Annotated in this window: 13 protein-coding genes and 1 rRNA gene; 9 read left to right on the top strand and 5 right to left on the bottom strand. The window is 71.9% G+C overall.

The genetic code is table 11. The features are described from left to right. Window positions 1-99, top strand: a 5S ribosomal RNA gene (gene rrf / locus FF100_RS31325); the annotation flags it as partial. Between the two features lie 108 nt (window positions 100-207). Here the strand turns inward: rrf and FF100_RS31330 are convergent. The 5 genes from FF100_RS31330 to FF100_RS31350 all read right to left on the bottom strand — a co-directional run bounded on the left by FF100_RS31330 (window position 208) and on the right by FF100_RS31350 (window position 6,326). Further along, on the bottom strand, window positions 208-2,352 hold the full coding sequence (locus FF100_RS31330; RefSeq protein ID WP_139039954.1) for a helicase-related protein: 2,145 nt from the start codon (window positions 2,350-2,352) through the stop codon (window positions 208-210). 192 nt (window positions 2,353-2,544) lie between these two features. Then, a complete protein-coding gene (locus FF100_RS31335) occupies window positions 2,545-3,432 on the bottom strand; it encodes an NAD(P)-dependent oxidoreductase (protein WP_171070404.1) in 888 nt (295 codons plus the stop codon). Then, a complete protein-coding gene (locus tag FF100_RS31340; protein ID WP_139039956.1) occupies window positions 3,432-3,758 on the bottom strand; it encodes a putative quinol monooxygenase in 327 nt (108 codons plus the stop codon). Before FF100_RS31340 ends, FF100_RS31335 begins: the two co-directional genes overlap by 1 nt. Window positions 3,759-3,835: 77 nt before the next feature. Continuing rightward, the gene (locus FF100_RS31345) at window positions 3,836-5,197 is read right to left on the bottom strand and encodes an NAD(P)H-dependent oxidoreductase (protein ID WP_139039957.1); all 1,362 of its coding nucleotides are present in this window, start codon (window positions 5,195-5,197) and stop codon (window positions 3,836-3,838) included. Window positions 5,198-5,384: 187 nt separating this feature from the next. Beyond that, window positions 5,385-6,326 (bottom strand): LysR substrate-binding domain-containing protein, encoded by a 942-nt coding sequence (locus tag FF100_RS31350; protein ID WP_139039958.1) that lies wholly within the window; start codon window positions 6,324-6,326, stop codon window positions 5,385-5,387. Between the two features lie 219 nt (window positions 6,327-6,545). Between FF100_RS31350 and FF100_RS31355 the strand changes: the two genes are divergently transcribed. From FF100_RS31355 to FF100_RS31390, 8 genes are all read left to right on the top strand, one after another. Further along, entirely contained in the window at window positions 6,546-7,571 is a 1,026-nt protein-coding gene (locus FF100_RS31355) for a TRAP transporter substrate-binding protein (RefSeq protein ID WP_139039959.1), read from the top strand. Beyond that, window positions 7,568-9,436, top strand: a complete 1,869-nt coding sequence (locus tag FF100_RS31360; protein WP_139039960.1) for a TRAP transporter large permease — start codon at window positions 7,568-7,570, stop codon at window positions 9,434-9,436. The genes FF100_RS31355 and FF100_RS31360 overlap by 4 nt, the downstream gene beginning before the upstream one ends. A 384-nt stretch (window positions 9,437-9,820) precedes the next feature. Further along, the gene (locus FF100_RS31365; protein ID WP_139039961.1) at window positions 9,821-11,080 is read left to right on the top strand and encodes an aromatic ring-hydroxylating oxygenase subunit alpha; all 1,260 of its coding nucleotides are present in this window, start codon (window positions 9,821-9,823) and stop codon (window positions 11,078-11,080) included. A gap of 4 nt (window positions 11,081-11,084) precedes the next feature. Then, window positions 11,085-12,224: an FAD-binding oxidoreductase gene (locus tag FF100_RS31370; RefSeq protein WP_139039962.1), complete on the top strand. Its 1,140-nt coding sequence runs from the start codon at window positions 11,085-11,087 to the stop codon at window positions 12,222-12,224. A 71-nt stretch (window positions 12,225-12,295) separates the two neighbouring features. Further along, the gene (locus tag FF100_RS31375; RefSeq protein WP_139039963.1) at window positions 12,296-14,338 is read left to right on the top strand and encodes an NADH:flavin oxidoreductase; all 2,043 of its coding nucleotides are present in this window, start codon (window positions 12,296-12,298) and stop codon (window positions 14,336-14,338) included. Window positions 14,339-14,686: 348 nt separating this feature from the next. Continuing rightward, on the top strand, window positions 14,687-16,594 hold the full coding sequence (locus FF100_RS31380) for a DUF3483 domain-containing protein (protein WP_139039964.1): 1,908 nt from the start codon (window positions 14,687-14,689) through the stop codon (window positions 16,592-16,594). After that, entirely contained in the window at window positions 16,591-17,832 is a 1,242-nt protein-coding gene (locus tag FF100_RS31385; RefSeq protein ID WP_139039965.1) for an electron transfer flavoprotein subunit alpha/FixB family protein, read from the top strand. Before FF100_RS31380 ends, FF100_RS31385 begins: the two co-directional genes overlap by 4 nt. Continuing rightward, on the top strand, window positions 17,829-18,650 hold the full coding sequence (locus FF100_RS31390; RefSeq protein WP_139039966.1) for an adenine nucleotide alpha hydrolase family protein: 822 nt from the start codon (window positions 17,829-17,831) through the stop codon (window positions 18,648-18,650). The genes FF100_RS31385 and FF100_RS31390 overlap by 4 nt, the downstream gene beginning before the upstream one ends. Window positions 18,651-18,655 lie beyond the last annotated feature (5 nt).

The raw sequence follows: 18,655 nt of genomic DNA on the forward strand, positions 1-18,655 counted from the left end.
GGTGATCTGAACCCGATCCCATCTCGAACTCGGCCGTTAACCGCCCCAGCGCCTATGGTACTGTGTCTCAAGACACGGGAGAGTCGGTCACCGCCAGACCTGCCAAGCACGTCACGTTCCCTCGTCACGACCTCGACACGCAAGCCCGCCAGGATCATCCCTGGCGGGCTTCGTCGCGTTCAGGCCCTCGCCTCTCGCCGCTCCTCCTCACCGCCGGTTGGCCGTCCGTCGCGACCGGCGCTCGACCCGGCGCGTCGCGGTCTCCTTCAGGTGCTGCTCGATGGCGTCGTTCGCCTGGCCCCGCATGGTCCGGATCGCCTCGACGTCGTCGAACGTCTCGGGAAACCGCCGCGACAACCAGAGGTAAGCGCTCGCGAGCTTGACCGTACGCTCCTGGTAGTCGAGTTCGCCGTGGAGGTTCGCCCGCAGGGCCGGGACCCCGGCGCCCGCGGCGCGGGCCTGGGTCCAGCGCTCCAGAACCGCCATGGCGACGTCGTCCCGCCGATCCACCGGGCAGACCGAGAAGACGAATTTTTCGTGGATCGGCAGGCGGGCGCGGTCGACGAGGCGCGCCACCTCCAGGATCTCCTCGAGCGCCGAGGGCTGGAACGGCGAGCCGGCATAGAAGGTGGCGCGGGCAAAATGGCCCAACACCTCGCGCAGGCTGTCGGTGCCCATCTCCTCGGCGACCGAGGTGATCGCCATGAGGTCGGGCCGGACGAAGAACCGGGTATCGGCGGCCGGGGCCGTCGGCGCGCCGCCGAGCGCGGTGCGCAACGGTGCGATGCCGGTCTCCTCGCTGGCCGCGACGTAGCCGACCTCGTGATGACCGAAGCGTCCGGCTCGGCCAGCGATCTGCCGGATCTCCGAATTGGTCAGCGCCCGCTCGCCCACGCCGTCATACTTGCGCACCGCCGAGAACACGATGCGCTTCAGCGGCCCGAGATTCAGGCCCATGCCGATCGCGTCGGTGGTCACCAGCACGTCGGCCTCGCCGCCGCGGAAGCGCGCGGCCTCCGCCCGGCGCACCTCCGGCGAGAGCGCGCCGTAGATGGTGGCGACGCGGTGGCCGGCCGCGACCAGGATCTCGCGGTTCTCGTGCACGGCCCGGCGCGAGAACGCGACGACGGCGTCGCCGGGCTCGACCTTCTCCAGAGGGACGGGCGCGTCGAGCAGCACCAGCGGCGTCTTGCGCTCGAAGGGAACGACCTCCAGCGACTCGCCCGCGGCCTCGGCGGCCCGCCGCACGTAGGCGAGCGCGTCGTCCGAGCCGCAGACGATGACGGTCTTCGCCGGCACGCCGAACAGCGCGTTGGTCCAGGCCCAGCCGCGATCCGGATCGGCGAGCATCTGGATCTCGTCGATCACCGCGACGTCGACCGGGCGCGTCAGGTCCGCGGTCTCGATCGTGCGGGCGGTGTGGGTCGGGCGCACCTCGCCCAGAACCTCCTCGCCGGTGACCATGCCGGCCTGCAGGCCGCGCTCCTGCAAGGCCTCGTAGTTCTCCAGCGCCAGGAGGCGCAAGGGAGCGAGGTAGGTGCCGGTGGGAGCCTCGGTCAGCGCCTTCAGGGCGGCGTAGGTCTTGCCCGAATTGGTCGGCCCCATATGGAACACGATGCGCCGGTTGAGCCGACGCGCCGCGGTGAATTTCTCGATATAGGCGCCGAAGCCGACCCGGTCCTGCAACCGCCGCAGCCGTGAATCCTGGCGCGCCACGACCCGCGCCCGCTTGCGCACGGGGGTGAGGGTCTGGAACAGCGAGGTGCCGAGATCGTCCCGGAGGACGAAGGGCCGGGAGCGGAGCGAGCGGTCGAGTTGCGCGATATAGGCCGAGGCATCGGCGCCGACCTCGCGCAGGTCGAGGCGGACCTGGTCGCGGAGGCGGTCCACCGGCCGGCGCAGGGCCTCGGTGGTGCGGGACGCGACCTGCGCGACGGCCTCCCGCAACTCGTCGAGCCGCCAGCGCGGGTCGTTGCGGTGGGCCATGCCGCGCAGGAGGCCGGCGACGATCGTGTCCGGCGGGGCATCGACCCGCAATTCCAGCCGGCCGTCGTCGAGGAGCGGGATCGCGACGCGGATGGTCCAGTCGACGGTGTGGCCACCCGAGACCGCGGACCGCAAAGCCGGTACGGTCCGCCGCAGGGCCTCGACCCCGGTCTCGGCGAAGGCGCGGTTGGCCTTCATCGCCCGCAGGGCGCGCGCGACCCGGGCGTCGTCGGTCTCGCCGTTGAACTCCGGCAGGCCGAGCTGGACCCGCAGGGCCTCCAGGTCGACCGAGCGGGGCGGCTGCCCGAGGCGGGCGACGATCTCGCCCAGGATCTCGGTCGTGGGTTGGACGCGCCTGCGTGCCACCAATATGCTCCTTCCCCGCTGCCGGTGCCCGGGCCTCCCGACAGCGTCGAGAGTACCATGGGCTCATCACCGACATCTATGCGGGCGGGCCCCGACGAACAGGGCGGAGCACCGGGATCGACCCGCGGCGGATCGGGTCGAACGACCCGGCAGCGGCGTGCGCACGATCGTCGTGGCGCGGCGCGGCGCCGCTCAGGGCAGAGGCAGGCCGTTGCTGCGGTAAAGCTCGCGGATGACGGCGCTGTGGTCGAGGTCGCCGTCCCCATGCGCGACCATGTCCGAGAACATCCGGTCGACCAGGGACAGGACGGGGAGCGTCAGGCCGAGCGTTGCGGCGTGGGCGAGCGCCGTTCCGGTATCCTTGACCTGGTACTTGGCCGGACCGCCCGGTGCGAAATCGCGCTCGATCATCCGCAGGGCGTGCTGCGTGAGGATCGTCGAATCGGCAAAGCCGCCGAGCAGCGCCTCGCGGACCTTGGCCGGATCGGCCCCGCCGCGGGCGACAAAGGTGATCGCCTCGGCCACCGTGACGATCGTCGAGGCGACGATGGCCTGGTTGGCGAGCTTGGCAAGCTGCCCGCAGCCCGCCGGCCCGACATGGGTCGGGCGGCCCATCGCGGCGAGCAGCGGCTCGGCCCGGCCGAACGCCTCGGGGCTGCCGCCGGCCATGATCGCGAGCGTGCCGGCGACCGCGCCCCGCTCGCCGCCCGAGACCGGTGCATCGACGTAGTGGAGACCGGCCTCCTCCGCGGCAGCGGCCTGGCTTTGCGCGGTCTCGACCGGGATCGAGCTCATCACCACCAGCAGGCTGCCGGGCGCCATCGCGGCGAGCGCACCGGACGACCCGAGCAGGATCTCGTCGCAAACCGGGCCGGAGCTCAGCATGCAGATGACCGCGTCGGCGCCCCGCGCCGCCTCGGCCGGATCGGTCGCGAGGCTCGCCCCCGCCTTCGCGACGGCGGCGGCCTTACCGGGCGAGCGGTTCCAGACCCGCACGGCGTGGCCGGCCCGGCACAGGTGGCGCGCCATCGGGGCGCCCATGATGCCGGTGCCGAGGAAGCCGACCGTCAGGGGGGCCATCACTGCGGCTCTGCCCCGGACAGGGTGCGGGCGAGGAAGCGCACCGGCCGCTCCTCCGCGATCAGGGCCGGGAAGCCGTCCCGGAACCGGGCGAGGTGCGGGGTTTCGAGATGGGCGTCGAAGGCGGCGCGGTCGTCGTAGACCTCGTAGAACACGACAGCCTGCGGGTCGCTCTCGCTCACCGCGACGTCGAAGGCGCGGCAGCCGGGCTCGTCGGCCACCGAGGAGCGGGCATCGTCGTGGGCGAGGGCGAGGAAGGCGTCGAGAGAGCCGGGCTTCACCCGGAACTCGGCGATGACCACGAAGGGCCGGGAGGAGGATGGCATGGCGGGACTCGCGGTACGGAGACAGAGGGACGAACAGGGAGCGGCGCCGGCCCCTCCGGCGCCGCTCCCGTCCTGCGTCAGGCCGCCTGCGGCGCCGCCATCTGCCGGGTCGTGTCCTCCATCTGGCGGCGCAGGGCCACCACGTCGAGGTCGGCCACGAGCTCGACATCGTCGACGCTGACGATCGTGTCGCGGGCGACCGGGCGCTTGAGCTTGACGTTGTGGGCGAGACCGATCGGCAGCGCGCCGAGGGCCAGGCTCTTCGAGGCGGGAATCGCGTTCGCCCACACCGCGTAGCCGCCCTCGCCGTCGAGCATCTCGCCGGGCTTCAGGTCGCGCTTGGCGGTCGCGACGGCGTCGCCGCGGAACTCCTTCGAGCAGCCGGTCGGCTCGTTGCGCAACACGGCCGACAGCACGCTGACGCTGGTCTCAAGGCCGATCATGTGGAACGGACGCCACATCGAGCCGTACCAGCCCGACGGATCGGTGAGCAGGCCGTACTGCTTGAAGCAGGCCTTGGTGTACTCGCTCGTCGCCTTGAAGGTGACGAACACGCCGTAGCGGATGTTGTTGAACACCTCGCGCCCGTCCGGCTCCTGGCTCGCCGCGATGTCGACGAGGCCCGAGCGCGGCAGCCGCCCGCCGTCGCTCACCGGGCGAAAGACCCGGGCGAGGTCCTGCAGGCCGGTCGGCGGGAAGGCGAGGCCGTCATCGGGGCAGTCGAGCCCGGTGCCGTTGGCCACCGCCGCCATCTCGATCGCCGCCTTGGTGCCGTCGGTGAACGAGTTGTACATCTTCGGGTTGAAGTCGCCCTTCTTCACCTCTTCCTCGGACCAGCCGAAGAAGCCCCACACCGTGTCGGGGGTGGAGTAGCGGTAGCGCGGCTCGAAGTTCATGCCTTTGCCGGCCGAGGTCAGCTCGAAGCCGCAGGACCGGGCCCAGTCGACCAGCTCGCAGATGATCGCCGGCTGGTCGCCATAGGCCATCGAGTAGACGACGCCCTGGCGGCGCGCCCGCTCGGCGAGCAGCGGGCCGCACAGCACGTCGGCCTCGACGTTGACCATCACGACGTGCTTGCGGGCGTCGATCGCCTGGATGGCGTGGCGGATGCCGGCGATCGGGTGGCCGGTCGCCTCGATGATGCATTCGATCTCGTCGCAGGCGGCCAGCGCACCGGCATCGTCGGTGACGAAGGTGCGGCCGCTCTTGACCGCATCACCCATCGAGGTCGCGGCGTAGCGCTCCTCGGGCCAGTCGACGCGGGCGAGCGAGGCGCGGGCGCGGCCGACATCGAGGTCGGCGACGGCGACGACGTGCATCCCCTCGATGCGCTGGGCCTGGGCCAGCACCATCGAGCCGAACTTGCCGGCGCCGATCAGCCCGACGCGGACCGGGCGGCCGGCCGAGGCGCGGGCGAGGAGCAGGGTGGAGAGGTTCATGGGTTTCCTCCGGCAGGTCTCTTCTTGGGCCGACCGGTCTCTCGCCGCAGCTTCCTCTCGGGAAGGGCGGGGCCGGTTTCGGCGTGGCCTCGTCGGCCCGAGCGGCCCGGCGAGGTCTGACCTGCAAACGCTAGAAGCCGGATCCGTGAAGGACAATCCAGATTTCCGAGCCGACCGTGAAGCCTGCCTAAAGCGTCGCGCCGGCCTGCTCCGCAGCACCGTCCCGCTCGGCAGCACCGTCCCGCTCGGCGGTCCAGGCGTCGCGCTCGCGGCGGATCCAGTCGAGGAAGGCGCGCACCTTGCGCTGGCGCAGGTAATCGGGCGGGCACGTCACCCACTGGGTCACGAGGGTGATCCGCGGCGGCGAGGCGAGCGGGCAGGCGACGCGGCCGGCCCGCAGGTCGCCCCAGAGCATCAGGTCGCTCTCGAGGGCGATGCCGAGGCCGCCGGCGGCGGCGTCGATCGCCATGTGGGTGCGGTCGAACAGGAGGCGGCGCCAGCGCGAGGCCGGCACCACCCCGGCAAGCTTGAACCAGTGCGCCCACTGCACCTGCGACTTGACCGAGTGGATCAGCAGGTGGCGGGGCAGATCCTCCACCGCGAGGCTACCGGGAGCCGCGAAGGAGGGGGCGCAGACGGGTCGAAAGCTCTCCTCCACCAGCCCCTCGGCGAAGAGGCCGGGCCAGCCGCCGGTGCCGTGGCGGATCTCGATGTCGACGCTCTCCTTCAGGAACGCCGTCGGCTCGTTGGTGCCGTCGAGGCGCAACTCGATGTCGGGATGCGCCTTGAGGAAGCCGGCGAGGCGCGGCAGCAGCCACTTGGTCGACAGGCTCGGCGTCGCCCGCACGGTCAGCGTCGTCACCGAGCGGAAGCCCTGGATGCGCTGCGTCGCCTCCATGATCCGGTCGATCTCGGCGCCGATCATCTCGAAATAGCGCTCGCCGGCCTCGGTCAGCACGACGTTGCGGCCGGCCTTGCCGATCAGCGCGGTGCCGAGGCTGACCTCCAGCGCCTGGACCTGCTGGCTCACCGCCGAGGGCGTGACGCCGAGATCCTCCGCCGCCCGGGTGATGCTGCCGGAGCGGGCGACGGCGTGAAAGACCGTGATGGCGCGAAGCGGGACCGACATGGGGACAGTTTAGCGGCGCTTCACGGATGCGCAAATAATCTGGATTGTCCTACATGGACGCCCCTCCGTAGTGTCGGCACCCAGCGAGACGAGACGCCCCGGCAACAGGGGCGCCGCATGGGGAGGATGACGAGCGCCGACCTCGCGCCTTCCTTCCGTCTCGGACTGAACGATGCCGCACCGCGAGCCCCGCGGATGCCGGCGCGCCGGAGGAAGCCCATGACGTCCAAACCCGAATCCGGGCCCTCGCGCCGCCTGTTCCTGGCCGGCGCCGCAGCGATGCCCCTCGTCGCGATCCGAACAGGGCCGGCGCGCGCCGCGGAATTCAACTACAAGCTCGCCACCGGCCAGTCCCTGACCCAGCCGATCAACGCCCGGCTCGACCAGGCCTGCCAGCGCATCCGCGAGGCCTCCGGCGGGCGGATGGAGCTGAAGTTCTTCCCGGCGAGCCAGCTCGGCTCCGACACGGACCTGATCACCCAGGTCCGCACCGGCGGGATCGAGTTCCTCAACATCGCCGGCTCGGTGATCTCGACCGTGGCCTCGGGCGCGGCGATCACCAATGTCGGTTTCGCCTTCTCCGATTACGACCAAGTCTGGCGCGGGGTCGACGGGCCGATCGGCCAGTACGTCCGCAGCCAGGTCGAGAAGGCCGGCCTCCTCATCGCCGCCAAGGCCGCCGACAACAGCTTCCGGCAGATCACCTCGAACGCCAGGCCGATCAAGACGCCAGAGGATCTCAAGGGCTACCGCATCCGCGTGCCGGTGGCGCCGATCTTCACCTCGCTGTTCTCCAGCCTCGGAGCCAGCCCGACCTCGATCAACTTCAACGAGCTCTACACCGCCTTGCAGACCCGGCTGGTCGACGGCCAGGAGAACGGCCTCGTGGCGATCGAGTCCGGCAAGCTCTACGAGGTGCAGAAATACGTCTCCGAGACCAACCACATCTGGGACCCCTTCTGGATCGTCGCCAACCGGCGTGCCTTCGGGAAGCTGCCCGAGCCGCTGCAGGAGATCGTCCGGCGCGAGCTCGACCGCGCCGCGGCCGAGCAGCGCGACGACGTCGTGCGCCTCAACGGTACGCTCAAGACCCAGCTCACCGCCCGCGGCCTGGTCTTCGAGACTGCCGACAAGGCGGCCTTCCGCAAGGCCCTGACCCAGGCCGGCTTCTACCGCGACTGGAAGGACAAATTCGGCCCCGAGGCCTGGAAGGCGCTCGAAGCCGTGACCGGGGGGCTGGCATGAGCGTGCTCGCAGAGCCTCACCCCCACCCGGCCGCCCTCTCCTCCGACTGGCTCTCCGCGGCCGAGCGGGCGTTGCGCCTCGTCGTCGAGGTGCCGGCGGCGATCCTCGTCGCCGCCGAGGCGGCGATCCTGTTCGCCGGCATCGTCTCGCGGGCCATCGGCCACTCGATCATCTGGAGCGACGAGCTCGCCTCGATCCTGTTCCTCTGGCTCGCGATGCTCGGCAGCGTCGTGGCGGTGCAGCGGGGCGAGCACATGCGGCTGACCTTCGTGGTCGGCGCGCTGTCGCCGCGCGCCCGGGCCTGGTGCGAGGCGCTCGCCGTCGGCACCGTCTTCGCCTTCCTGGCGCTGCTGATGCACGCGGCCTACGACTACACCGAGGACCAGTCCTTCGTGGAGACGCCGGCGCTCGGCTGGTCGGGCACCGTGCGGGCGCTCGCCGTGCCGGTCGGCTTCGTGCTGGCGCTGCTCGCCTGCTCCCTGCGTCTCGCCCGCCACCGCCCGGCCGACCTCCTCGGCGTCGGCGCCGTGCTGCTCGGCGTCGTGGCGCTTCTCGCGGTCGGGGCGCCGGTGCTCACCGGCATGGGCAACTGGGCGCTCCTGGTGTTCTTCGTCGGGCTGCTCGGGATCGGGATCCTCGCCGGCGTGCCGATCGCGTTCTCGTTCGCGCTCGCCACCTCGGCCTACCTGCTCACCACCACCTCCACCCCGCTCACCATCGTGGTCGGGCGGATGGACGAGGGGATGAGCAGCCTGATCCTGCTGGCGATTCCCCTCTTCGTACTGCTCGGCCAGCTCGTCGACGCGACCGGGATGGCCCGGGTGATGGTGGCGTTCCTGGCCTCGCTGCTGGGCCACGTGAAGGCCGGGATGTCCTACGTGCTGCTCGGCGCGATGCTGCTGGTCTCGGGGATTTCCGGCTCGAAGACCGCCGACATGTCGGCGGTGGCCCCGGTGCTGTTTCCCGAGATGCGCAAGCGCGGGATGAAGGACGGCGAACTCCTGTCGATCCTCGCCGCCTCGGGGGCGATGAGCGAGACGATCCCGCCCTCCATCGTGCTGATCGCCATCGCCTCCGCCACGGGCGTGTCGATCGCCGCCCTGTTCACCGCCGGGATCCTGCCGGCCCTGGTGCTCGCCCTGGTGCTGGCGGTGGTCGCCCGCTACCGCGCCGGGCGCGAGGAGGACGCGGTCGCGATCCCGCGCGCCCCGCTGTCGGTGGTCGGCAAGACCCTGCTCGTCGCGCTGCCGGCCCTGCTGCTGCCGTTCCTGATCCGCACGGCGGTGGTCGAGGGCGTGGCGACCGCCACCGAGGTCTCGACGATCGGCATCGCCTACTCGCTGGTGCTGGGGCTGGTGATCTATCGCGGCGGGCTCAAGCGCGCCGAGATCATCCCGATGCTGGCGCGGACCGCCTCGCTGTCGGGGGCGATCCTGTTCATCGTGGGGGCTGCGAGCGCGATGGCCTGGGCGCTGACCCAGTCGGGCTTCTCGCACGACCTCGCCCGGGCGATGGCGGCGGTGCCCGGCGGCAAGACCGGGTTCCTGCTGATCTCGGTGGTGGCCTTCATCGTGCTCGGCAGCCTGCTCGAAGGCATCCCGGCGATCGTGCTGTTCGGCCCGCTGCTGTTCCCGATCGCGCACCAGTTCGGGATCCATGAGGTCCACTACAGCATGATCGTGATCCTGGCGATGGGACTGGGCCTGTTCGCCCCGCCCTTCGGCCTCTGCTACTACGCCGCCTGCATCATCGGCGGGGTGGCGCCCGAGGCCGGGATGCGGCGGATCTGGATCTATCTCGGCGCGCTGTTCGTCGGCCTTCTGGTGCTCACCTTCGTGCCGTGGTTCTCGATCGGGTTCTTGTGAGCGGGGAGCGCGCCGCGCGCGGGCGGCGGAGCCGTCCCATCGTGACGGAGGGGGGAAGGCTCCGCTGCGCGGCCCCGGAATGACGAGGAGAATGACGAGGAGAGAGTGAAGACCGTCGGTGGAGCCAGGCCCTCGATGTCGCCTCCCGGAAGGATGCCTCCGGGAGGCGTTTTCATGCACGCTGCACGCTCGCCGACCTTCCTCGACCTTGCGCGGCGACCGGGCAACGCGACGCCTCCCCCACCCTTGCCGCCCCGATCGTCACGCCTCCGCTCCCTCGCCAACCCGCGTCGCCCCGGCTCAAGCGAATGTCGCTGACGCGGCAGCGGCAGGGCGGCCGGGCGGGGATAGTCGGTCTCGCTCGATACGGCTTTGCGAGGCCCCATGCTCGACGTGACGCCCACTCCGCTGCAACGCCTCCTGCGTGAGCGTCGCCCCGGCTACACCCTGGCGGCGCCGTTCTATCTCAGCCCCGAGATCTTCGAGGCCGATATGGAGGTCATCTTCGGCCGTCACTGGATCTATGTCGGCGTGGAGCCCGATGTGCCGGAGGCCGGCGACGTGATGGTCGTCGACATCGGCAAGACCTCGGTGGCGATCGTGCGCGACGACGACAACGAGATCCGCGCCTTCCACAACGTCTGCCGCCACCGCGGCGCCCGGCTCGTCCACGACGAGAAGACGACCGTCGGCAACCTCGTCTGCCGCTACCATTCCTGGACCTACGACCTCACCGGCAACCTGATCCATGCCGAGCATATGGGCCCGGACTTCAAGACGGGCTGCCACGGCCTCAAGCCCGTGCACATCCGCTCCCTCGAAGGCCTGCTGTTCATCTGCCTCGCCGACGAGGCACCGAGCGACTTCGACGAGATGGTGACCCGGCTCGGCCCCTACATCGCGCCCCACAACGTGCGCGAGACCAAGATCGCGTTCCAGAAGGACATCATCGAGCCGGGCAACTGGAAGCTCACGATGGAGAACAACCGCGAGTGCTATCACTGCGGGGCGAACCATCCCGAACTGACCGTGCCGCTCTTCGCCTACGGCTTCGGCTTCGCGCCGGAGGAGATGGGCGAGCACGACCGCGCTGAAGCCGAGCGCTACGGCTGCCTGCTCAAGACCCGGCACGGCGAGTGGGAGGCGGAAGGCCTGCCGTCGCGGGAGATCGACGAACTCGACACGATGGTGACGGGCTTCCGCACCGAGCGCCTGCCCCTCGACGGCGAGGGCGAGTCGCACACCCTCGACACCAAGGCCGCCTGCAGGAAGCTGCTCGGCGACTTGACGAATGCCAAGCTCGGCGGCCTCTCGGTCTGGACCCAGCCGAATTCCTGGCACCACTTCCTCGGCGACCACATCGTCACCTTCTCGGTGCTGCCGCTCGACGCCGGGCGCTCGCTCCTGCGCACCAAGTGGCTCGTCCACAAGGACGCGGTCGAGGGCGTCGATTACGACCTCGCCAACCTGATCGGCGTCTGGGACGCCACCAACGACCAGGACAGCGAGCTCGTCGGCATCTGCCAGCAGGGCATCGCCAGCCCGGCCTACGAGCCCGGTCCCTACTCGCCGAACACCGAGATGCTCGTCGAGAAGTTCTGCAACTGGTATGTCGGCCGCATGGCCGCGCATCTGGGGCGCTAGAGCCATGACGTCGACCTCCACCGAGCCGGCCGCCACCCGCCTCGCGGCCACCGCGTCCTGGGATGCGGAGGCCGACGACGCCCTGGTCTGCCTCGCCGTCCGCGACGAGACGCACGACGTGAAGACCTTCGTGCTGGCGCCCGCCGAGCCCCGGCGCTTCGCCTACGCGCCGGGCCAGTTCCTGACCTTCTCGTTCGAGATCGGGGCTGAGACGATCCATCGCTGCTACACCATCTCGTCGGCGCCGACCCGGCCGCACGCCCTGTCGATCACCGTCAAGCGGGTGCCCGGCGGCCCGGTCTCGAACTGGCTGCACGACACGCTCAAGGCCGGCGACACCGTGCGGGCGCTCGGGCCGATGGGCGACTTCTCCTGCTTCACCCATCCGGCCCAAAAGTACCTCCTGCTCTCGGGCGGCAGCGGCGTGACGCCGATGATGGCGATGGCGCGCACCTTCCACGACCTCGGCCAAGCCCGCGACGTCGCCTTCGTCCACTCCGCCCGCAGCCCGGCCGACATCGTGTTCCGCGGCGAACTCGAGACGATGGCCCGGCTCGACCCGTCCTTCCGCTTCCAGGCGATCTGCGAGGCCGACGGACTGGGCGAGGCGTGGACCGGTCCCAAGGGCCGCCTGTCCCTCGACATCCTCACCCAGGCGGTGCCGGATTTCCGCGAGCGCGAGGTCTTCGTCTGCGGGCCGAAGCCGTACATGGACGCCGTGCGACTGATGCTGCGCGATGCCGGCTACGACATGGCCCGGTACCACGAGGAGAGCTTCGATTTCGGCGCCCTGCCGGAGGCCGAGCAGCAGGCGGCGGCGGAAGCCGGCCGGGCGCTGGATGCCGAAACCTTGGCCGAGGCCGACGCCGCACCTGCCGTGCGGACCTTCCGGGTCGAGTTCGCCAAGACCCGCCGGGCGCTCGATTGCCCGGAGGACTCGACCGTACTCGACGCCGCCCGCAAGGCCGGGATCCGGCTGCCCTCGTCCTGCGCCAAGGGCCTGTGCGGCACCTGCAAGTCGAAGGTCACCAAGGGCACCGTCGCGATGACCCATGCCGGCGGCATCCGCCAGCGCGAGATCGATGCCGGCATGGCGCTGCTGTGCTGCTCGAAGCCGACGAGCGACCTCGTCGTCGAGCGCTGACGGCCCATCCGTTCTCGTCTTTCAGAATCCTGGCCCCATTCCCCCGGTCCCTTGCCTTCGGGAGTCGTCCCGTGATCGCCAATGCCGACGCGCTCTTGAAGCCGCTGACCATCAAGGGCCTCACCATCCGCAACCGGGTGATGTCGACGAGCCACGCGCCGGGCTACGGCCGCGACGGCAAGCCCCAGGAGCGCTACCAGCTCTACCACGCCGAGAAGGCGAAGGGCGGCATCGGGCTCACCATGTTCGGCGGCTCGTCCTCGGTCGCTCCCGACAGCCCGGCCGCACCGTGGAACCAGATCTCGGTCGCCGACGATTCGGTGATCCCGTATTTCCGGCAGTTCTCGGACCGGGTCCACGCCCATGGGGCCAAGCTGATGATTCAGCTCACCCATATGGGCCGGCGCACCAAGTGGGACACCGAGCACTGGCTGCCGACGATCTCGCCCTCGCCCCGGCGCGAGCCGGCCTCCCGCACCGTCCCGAAGGAGATGGAAGAGGAGGACATCGCCCGGGTGGTGAAGGGCTTCGCCGAGGCCGCGCGCCGCTGCCGCGAGGGCGGGCTCGACGGCTGCGAGGTCTCGGCGGCGCATGGCCACCTGATCGACCAGTTCTGGTCGCCGAGCGTCAACCAGCGCACCGACAAGTACGGCGGCAGCCTGGAGAACCGGATGCGCTTCGGCATCGAGGTGCTGGAGGCGATGCGGGCAGCGGCCGGCGACGACTACGTCATCGGCATCCGCATGTCCGGCGACGAGATGATCGCCGACGGTCTCAGCCAGGAGGACTGCCTGACGATCGCGACCGAGTACGCCAGGCGCGGCCTCGTCGATTTCCTCAACGTGCTCGGCGGCCAGGCGCGCGACCACATCGCCCACGCGATCTCGCTGCCGAACATGTCGTTCCCGGTCGCCCCCTTCCTGTTCCTGCCGAGCGCGATCAAGCGCGAGGTCGACGTGCCGGTCTTCCACGCCCAGCGCGTCACCGACCTGGCGACGGCGGCCCGAGCGGTCGCGGAGGGCCACGTCGACATGGTGGCGATGACCCGCGCCCATATCGCCGACCCGCATCTGGTGCGGAAGCTCTCCGAGGGCCGGGCCGACGACATCCGCCAATGCGTCGGCGCCGGCTACTGCATCGACCGGATCTATGTCGGCGGCGACGCGCTCTGCATCCAGAACGCCGCCACCGGCCGCGAGGCGACGATGCCGCACGAGATCCGCAAGGCGGATCTGCGCCGGCGCGTCGTGGTGATCGGCGCCGGGCCGGGCGGGCTCGAGGCGGCCCGGGTCTGCGCCGAGCGCGGCCACGCGGTGGTGCTGTTCGAGAAGAGCGCCGTCGCCGGCGGCCAGATCGGGCTTGCCGCGAAGGCCGGCTGGCGCGAGGCGATGTCGGGCATCCCGCGCTGGCTCGTGGCGCAGGTGACGAAGCTCGGGGTGGACCTGCGGCTCAACACCGAGGCGACCGAGGCGGCGGTGCTGGCGGAGACGCCCGACGTCGTCATCGTGGCGACCGGCGGCATGCCGTCCCGCGGCCATGCCAAGGGCGCCGAACAGCACGCCGTCACCACCGCCGAGGTGCTGTCGGGCGCGGTCGAGCCGACCGGCTCGGTGCTGCTCTACGACGAGATGGGGCAGCACAACGCCTCGTCCGTCGCCGAGCTGCTCGCCAAGCGCGGCTGCCTCGTCGAGGTCGCCACCCACGACCGCATGGTGGCGGAGGAGGTCGGCACCACCAACCAGCCGATCCACCTGCGCGAGCTCTACAAGCTCGGCGTCGTGATGACGCCGAACATGGAGCTGATCGAGATCTACCCCGAGGGCAACCGCTTCGTCGCAGCGCTCCGCAACACCATGACGGATGCCGAGGAGGAGCGGGTCGTCGACCGCATCGTGGTCGATCACGGCACGCTGCCGGTCGATCGTCTCTACCGCGCGCTGAAGGCGGGCTCCGTCAATCGCGGCCAGACCGACCAGGACGCGATGCTGCGCGGCGAGCCCCAGCCCTACGACCTGTCGAAGGGCTACGCCCTCTACCGCGTCGGCGACGCGGTCGCCGGCCGCAACATCCACGCGGCGATCTATGATGCCTTGAGGTTGTGCAAGGACATCTGAGTCCTGTGAGCCGATCGAACGCGGGCAGCGCGCCGCCCAACCCTCCCCCCATGGAACTCGGGCTTGCCCGAGTTCCGCATCCACGCGCCCAAGTCGGGCATGCCCGACTTGGGTCGGGGGAGGGTGGCGAGCGGAGCGAGCGCAGCGGGACGAAGTCCCGCCGAGAGCGGCAGCGCGACGCTGATCCTGCGGGCGCCCGTCATGGAGGTCGCGACCTTTCCGGAAGCGGGTTCCCCCTCTCCCGCCCCACTCCGTGGGGCGCCCTCCCCCGCGGAAGGGGGAGGGTTGGCGCGGTGCTGCCCGCAGGCCTGAATTCCATCGTATCGCCAAGCCCCTAGGCCCGCCGTCATGACCAGCTTCATGCCCCTGACCACGGTGTTTCCCGGCCTCGTCTGGACGATGGCGGCCCTGGCCCTCGTCCAGGCCTCCCGGCGCGCGTCCCTCTGGCGGGTCGGTGCCGCGGCGCCGGTGGCCTGGCTCCACGGCCTCGCCCGGCTGCCGCGCCGCTACCTCGTCGACGTCCACCACGTCGTGGCGCGCGATCCTCACGCCTCCCGCATGCACGCCGTCGTGGCCGGCGGGCTCCTCGCCGCCTCGCTGCTCACGGCCCTGGCGATCCTGCCGCCGCTCGCCGGCTCCCGGGCCTACTGGCTCCTGGTGACGCTGGCCTTCGCGGTGACGGCGGCCGGCTCGCTCCTCGTCGGCGCGCGGCGCTACCCCGTCAAGCAGAAGCGCCTCTCGGCCGGGCGCTTCCAGATCCTGCCGGTCCTGCTCCTCGCCTACGCGGTCGGCGGCACGCTCACCGCCCTGCTGCTGGCCCTCGGCGCCGGCGGGATCGCCCTCCCCTTCGCCCTGCTGGCGGCGGCCGGGGGCCTCGGCCTCGCCTTCGAGGTACGGCAGGGGCCGATGCGCCACGCCGTGGCCGGCGCGCTCCACCTCGCCGCACATCCCCGGCCCGGCCGGTTCGAGGGCCGGCCCGACACCGCGCTCCAGCCCCTCGACCTCGACGCACCCCGCCTCGGCGCCGCGATGCCGGCGGACTTCACCTGGAACCGGCTCCTCTCCTACGATGCCTGCGTGAGTTGCGGGCGCTGCGAGACCGCCTGCCCGGCCTTCGCCGCCGGCCAGCCGCTCAACCCGAAGCGGCTGATCCAGGACCTCGTCGCGGGCCTCAACCCCGCCGAGCCGCCTTACGCCGGCACTTCCTATCCCGGCGGCCGCGCGGCGGAGGGGCCGCGCGGCCCCCTCGCCCGGCTGATCGGGCCGGATGCGCGCATCCACCCGGATACGCTGTGGTCCTGCACCACCTGCCGGGCCTGCGTCGAGGAATGCCCGATGATGATCGAGCATGTCGACGCGGTGGTGTCGTTGCGCCGCTACCAGACGCTGGAGCGCGGCGCGCTGCCCGAGAAGGCGATCGGCCCGGTGACCGAGCTGCGCCAGGCCGGCGATCCGGGTGGTCGCCCGCTCGCCGCCCGTACCGACTTCGCCGCCGGTCTCGACCTGCCGCTGATGGCCGACCGGGGCCAAGCCCAGGCTGAGGTGGACGTGCTGCTCTGGCTCGGCGAGGGCGCCTACGACCTGCGCTACGGCCGGACGCTGCGGGCCCTGGTGCGGCTCTTGCGCCGGGCGAATGTCGATTTCGCGGTGCTGGGGGCGGAGGAGCGCGACACCGGCGACCTCGCCCGCCGGCTCGGCGACGAGGCGACCTTCCAAGCCCTGGCGCGGGAGAACATCGCGACGCTGGCGCGCTACCGCTTCGCCCGCATCGTCACCGGCGACCCGCACGCCCTGCACGCCCTGCGCAACGAGTACCCGGCCTTCGGCGGGCATTACACGGTGGTCCACCACACCGCGCTGCTGCTGGAGCTGATCCGGGCGGGCCAACTCTCGCCCCAGCGCCTGCCCGACCTCTCGGTGACCTATCACGACCCCTGCTACCTCGCCCGCTACAACGGCGAGACCGAGGCCCCCCGCGCCGTCCTCGACGCGATCGGCCTGTCGCGGGTCGAGATGGCGCGCTCGGGCAAGCGGGCGATGTGCTGCGGTGGCGGCGGCGGCGCGCCGGTGAGCGACGTGCCGGGCGAGCGCCGCATCCCCGACCTGCGCATGGCCCAGGCCACGGAGACGGGCGCGGGGATCGTCGCCGTCGCCTGCCCGTCCTGCACCGCGATGCTGGAGGGCGTGACCGACCGCAAGGCGGACGTTCGCGACGTCGCCGAGCTGCTGCTCCAGGCCGTGGAGGCGGGACGATGACGAGGCTCCGTCGCGATCCCCGCGCCGAGCGAACCGCGATTCGGGTCGCCGCCGGCACCCGGCCGCGCTACGACCGGACCGCGAAACCGGCGGGCGGCCGCCCGCGCCGCGACCCCCGCGCCGAGCGCGCCGGACAGCGCGTCCCCGGGGCGAGCCGCCCACGCTTCGACCTCAGCCCGATCATTCTGAGTCAGGCCTTGCACGGCGACAGGCCGGTCGTCGCCGAGACCCGGCCCCGGCCGGCGCCGGAGGCGGCCCCGCGGATCGTCGTCGTCGAGGATCCCGCCTTCCTGGTCGCGGTGGTGCCCGACGCCACCGGTGGCCGCCTCTCGGGCCATGACCGACAGGTGCTGGGCGCCGCCCGGACGCTGGCCGGGCGCGAGGGCGGCGTGGTCGTCGTCTCGGCCGGTCCCTGCGAGGGATGCGGGCCGGCCGGCGCCGACCGCCACGTCGTCCTCGACGATCCCGGCCCCGACCCGGCGGCCCGGGCCGCGACGATCGCGGCGGCGCTCGCGGATCTCGAGCCGCGCCACGTGCTGTTCCCCGAATCCCTCGATGGCGGCGACCTCGCCCGCCGGATCGCGGTGCGGATGGGCGTCGCCCTGTTCGACAATGCCGAGGTGGTCGCCGCCGCCGGCCTGGTCCGCCCGGCCCGCGGGCGCCGGGTCGAGCAGCGGGCGGCGCCCGGCCGCCTCGCCACCGTGGCGGCGGATGCGGTCCCCGATCATGCGGGCGCGCCGCGGGAGGCGCGGGTGTTGACGGTCGCGACGGCGCCGGCCCCGGCGTCACGCCTCCTATCGACCGAGCGCATCCCGGCCGACCCGGCGACGGTGCCGCTGGCGCTGGCCGAGTTCGTCACCGCGGCCGGCAACGGCCTCACCGACCTCGACACCTTCCGGCAGGTCGTCGCGGCTTTGCGCGCCACCCCGGGCGCCAGCCGCGTCCTGTGCGATGCCGGGCTGATGCCGCGCCACACCCAGGTCGGCGCCTCGGGCACGGTGCTCGCCGCGACCTGCTATTTCGCGCTCGGCATCTCCGGCGCGCCGCAACATCTCCAGGGCATCGCCGGCTGCGAGCACGTGGTCGCCGTCAACACCGACCTGCACGCGTCGATGATCGAGCGGGCCGGGCTCGCGATCGTGCAGGACGCCCAGGCCGTGATGCCGGCGCTGCTGCGGCTGCTGGCGCAGGAAGCCGGAGAGCAAGAGGCAGGCCATCCGGCAGGAGACCCGTCGTGAAGATCGCCGTCCTTCTCTCTGCGGGCCGTCATCCGGTCTCCAGCACGGCCGTGCTGCCGCGGCTCGAGGCGCAGGCGATCCGGATCGCCACCCGCCTCGGTGCGGCCTTCGGCGTGCCCGACGAGGCCGCAGCGCCCTTCGGCCTGCATGCCGGGCCGGATGCCGCCGCGGTCGCCGACGCGCTCGGGCAGGGCCTCGGCCGCCTCGAGCACATCGCGCTGTCCGAAGGCGCCGATCCGGTGCCGGCGCTCGCCGCACGACTCGCCGCGACGGCGCCCGACCTGATTCTCGCCGGGCGGCGCGGCCAGGGCGGCGGCGAGAGCGGGATCGTACCCTACGCGCTCGCCGCCGCGCTCGACCGGCCGCTGATCGCCGACGTGGTCGCGGTCGCGCCCGGCGACGAGGCTGGGACGCTGCGCCTCGACCAGAGCCTCGGCCGCGGGGCGCTGCGGCGCGTGGTCGTGCGCGGACCCGTCCTGGCGACGGTGCATCCCGACGCGCCGGCCCCCCTCGCCTACGCGTTCGGCCGGGCGCGGCGTGGAACGATCGTGTCGCTCGGCCCCACCGCCGATCCCGGCGCAGGACCGGTCATCCCGGTCGAGGAGCGGCCCTATCGCCGCCGTCCGAAGGTCGTGAAGGGGGCCCCCGCCGGAGGCTCGGCGGCGGAGCGCCTGAAGGCGGCGACGGGGGAATCCGGCGCCGCTTCGCGCGGGCGACTCCTCGTCGATCCCGATCCGGAGGAGGCGGCGCGGGAGATTCTGGCCTATCTGCGCCGGATCGGCGTCGTCGCGCCACCGGCCAGCCATCCGCACCCGTGAGGAGC

Source organism: Methylobacterium terricola (assembly GCF_006151805.1).
Lineage (GTDB): Bacteria > Pseudomonadota > Alphaproteobacteria > Rhizobiales > Beijerinckiaceae > Methylobacterium > Methylobacterium terricola.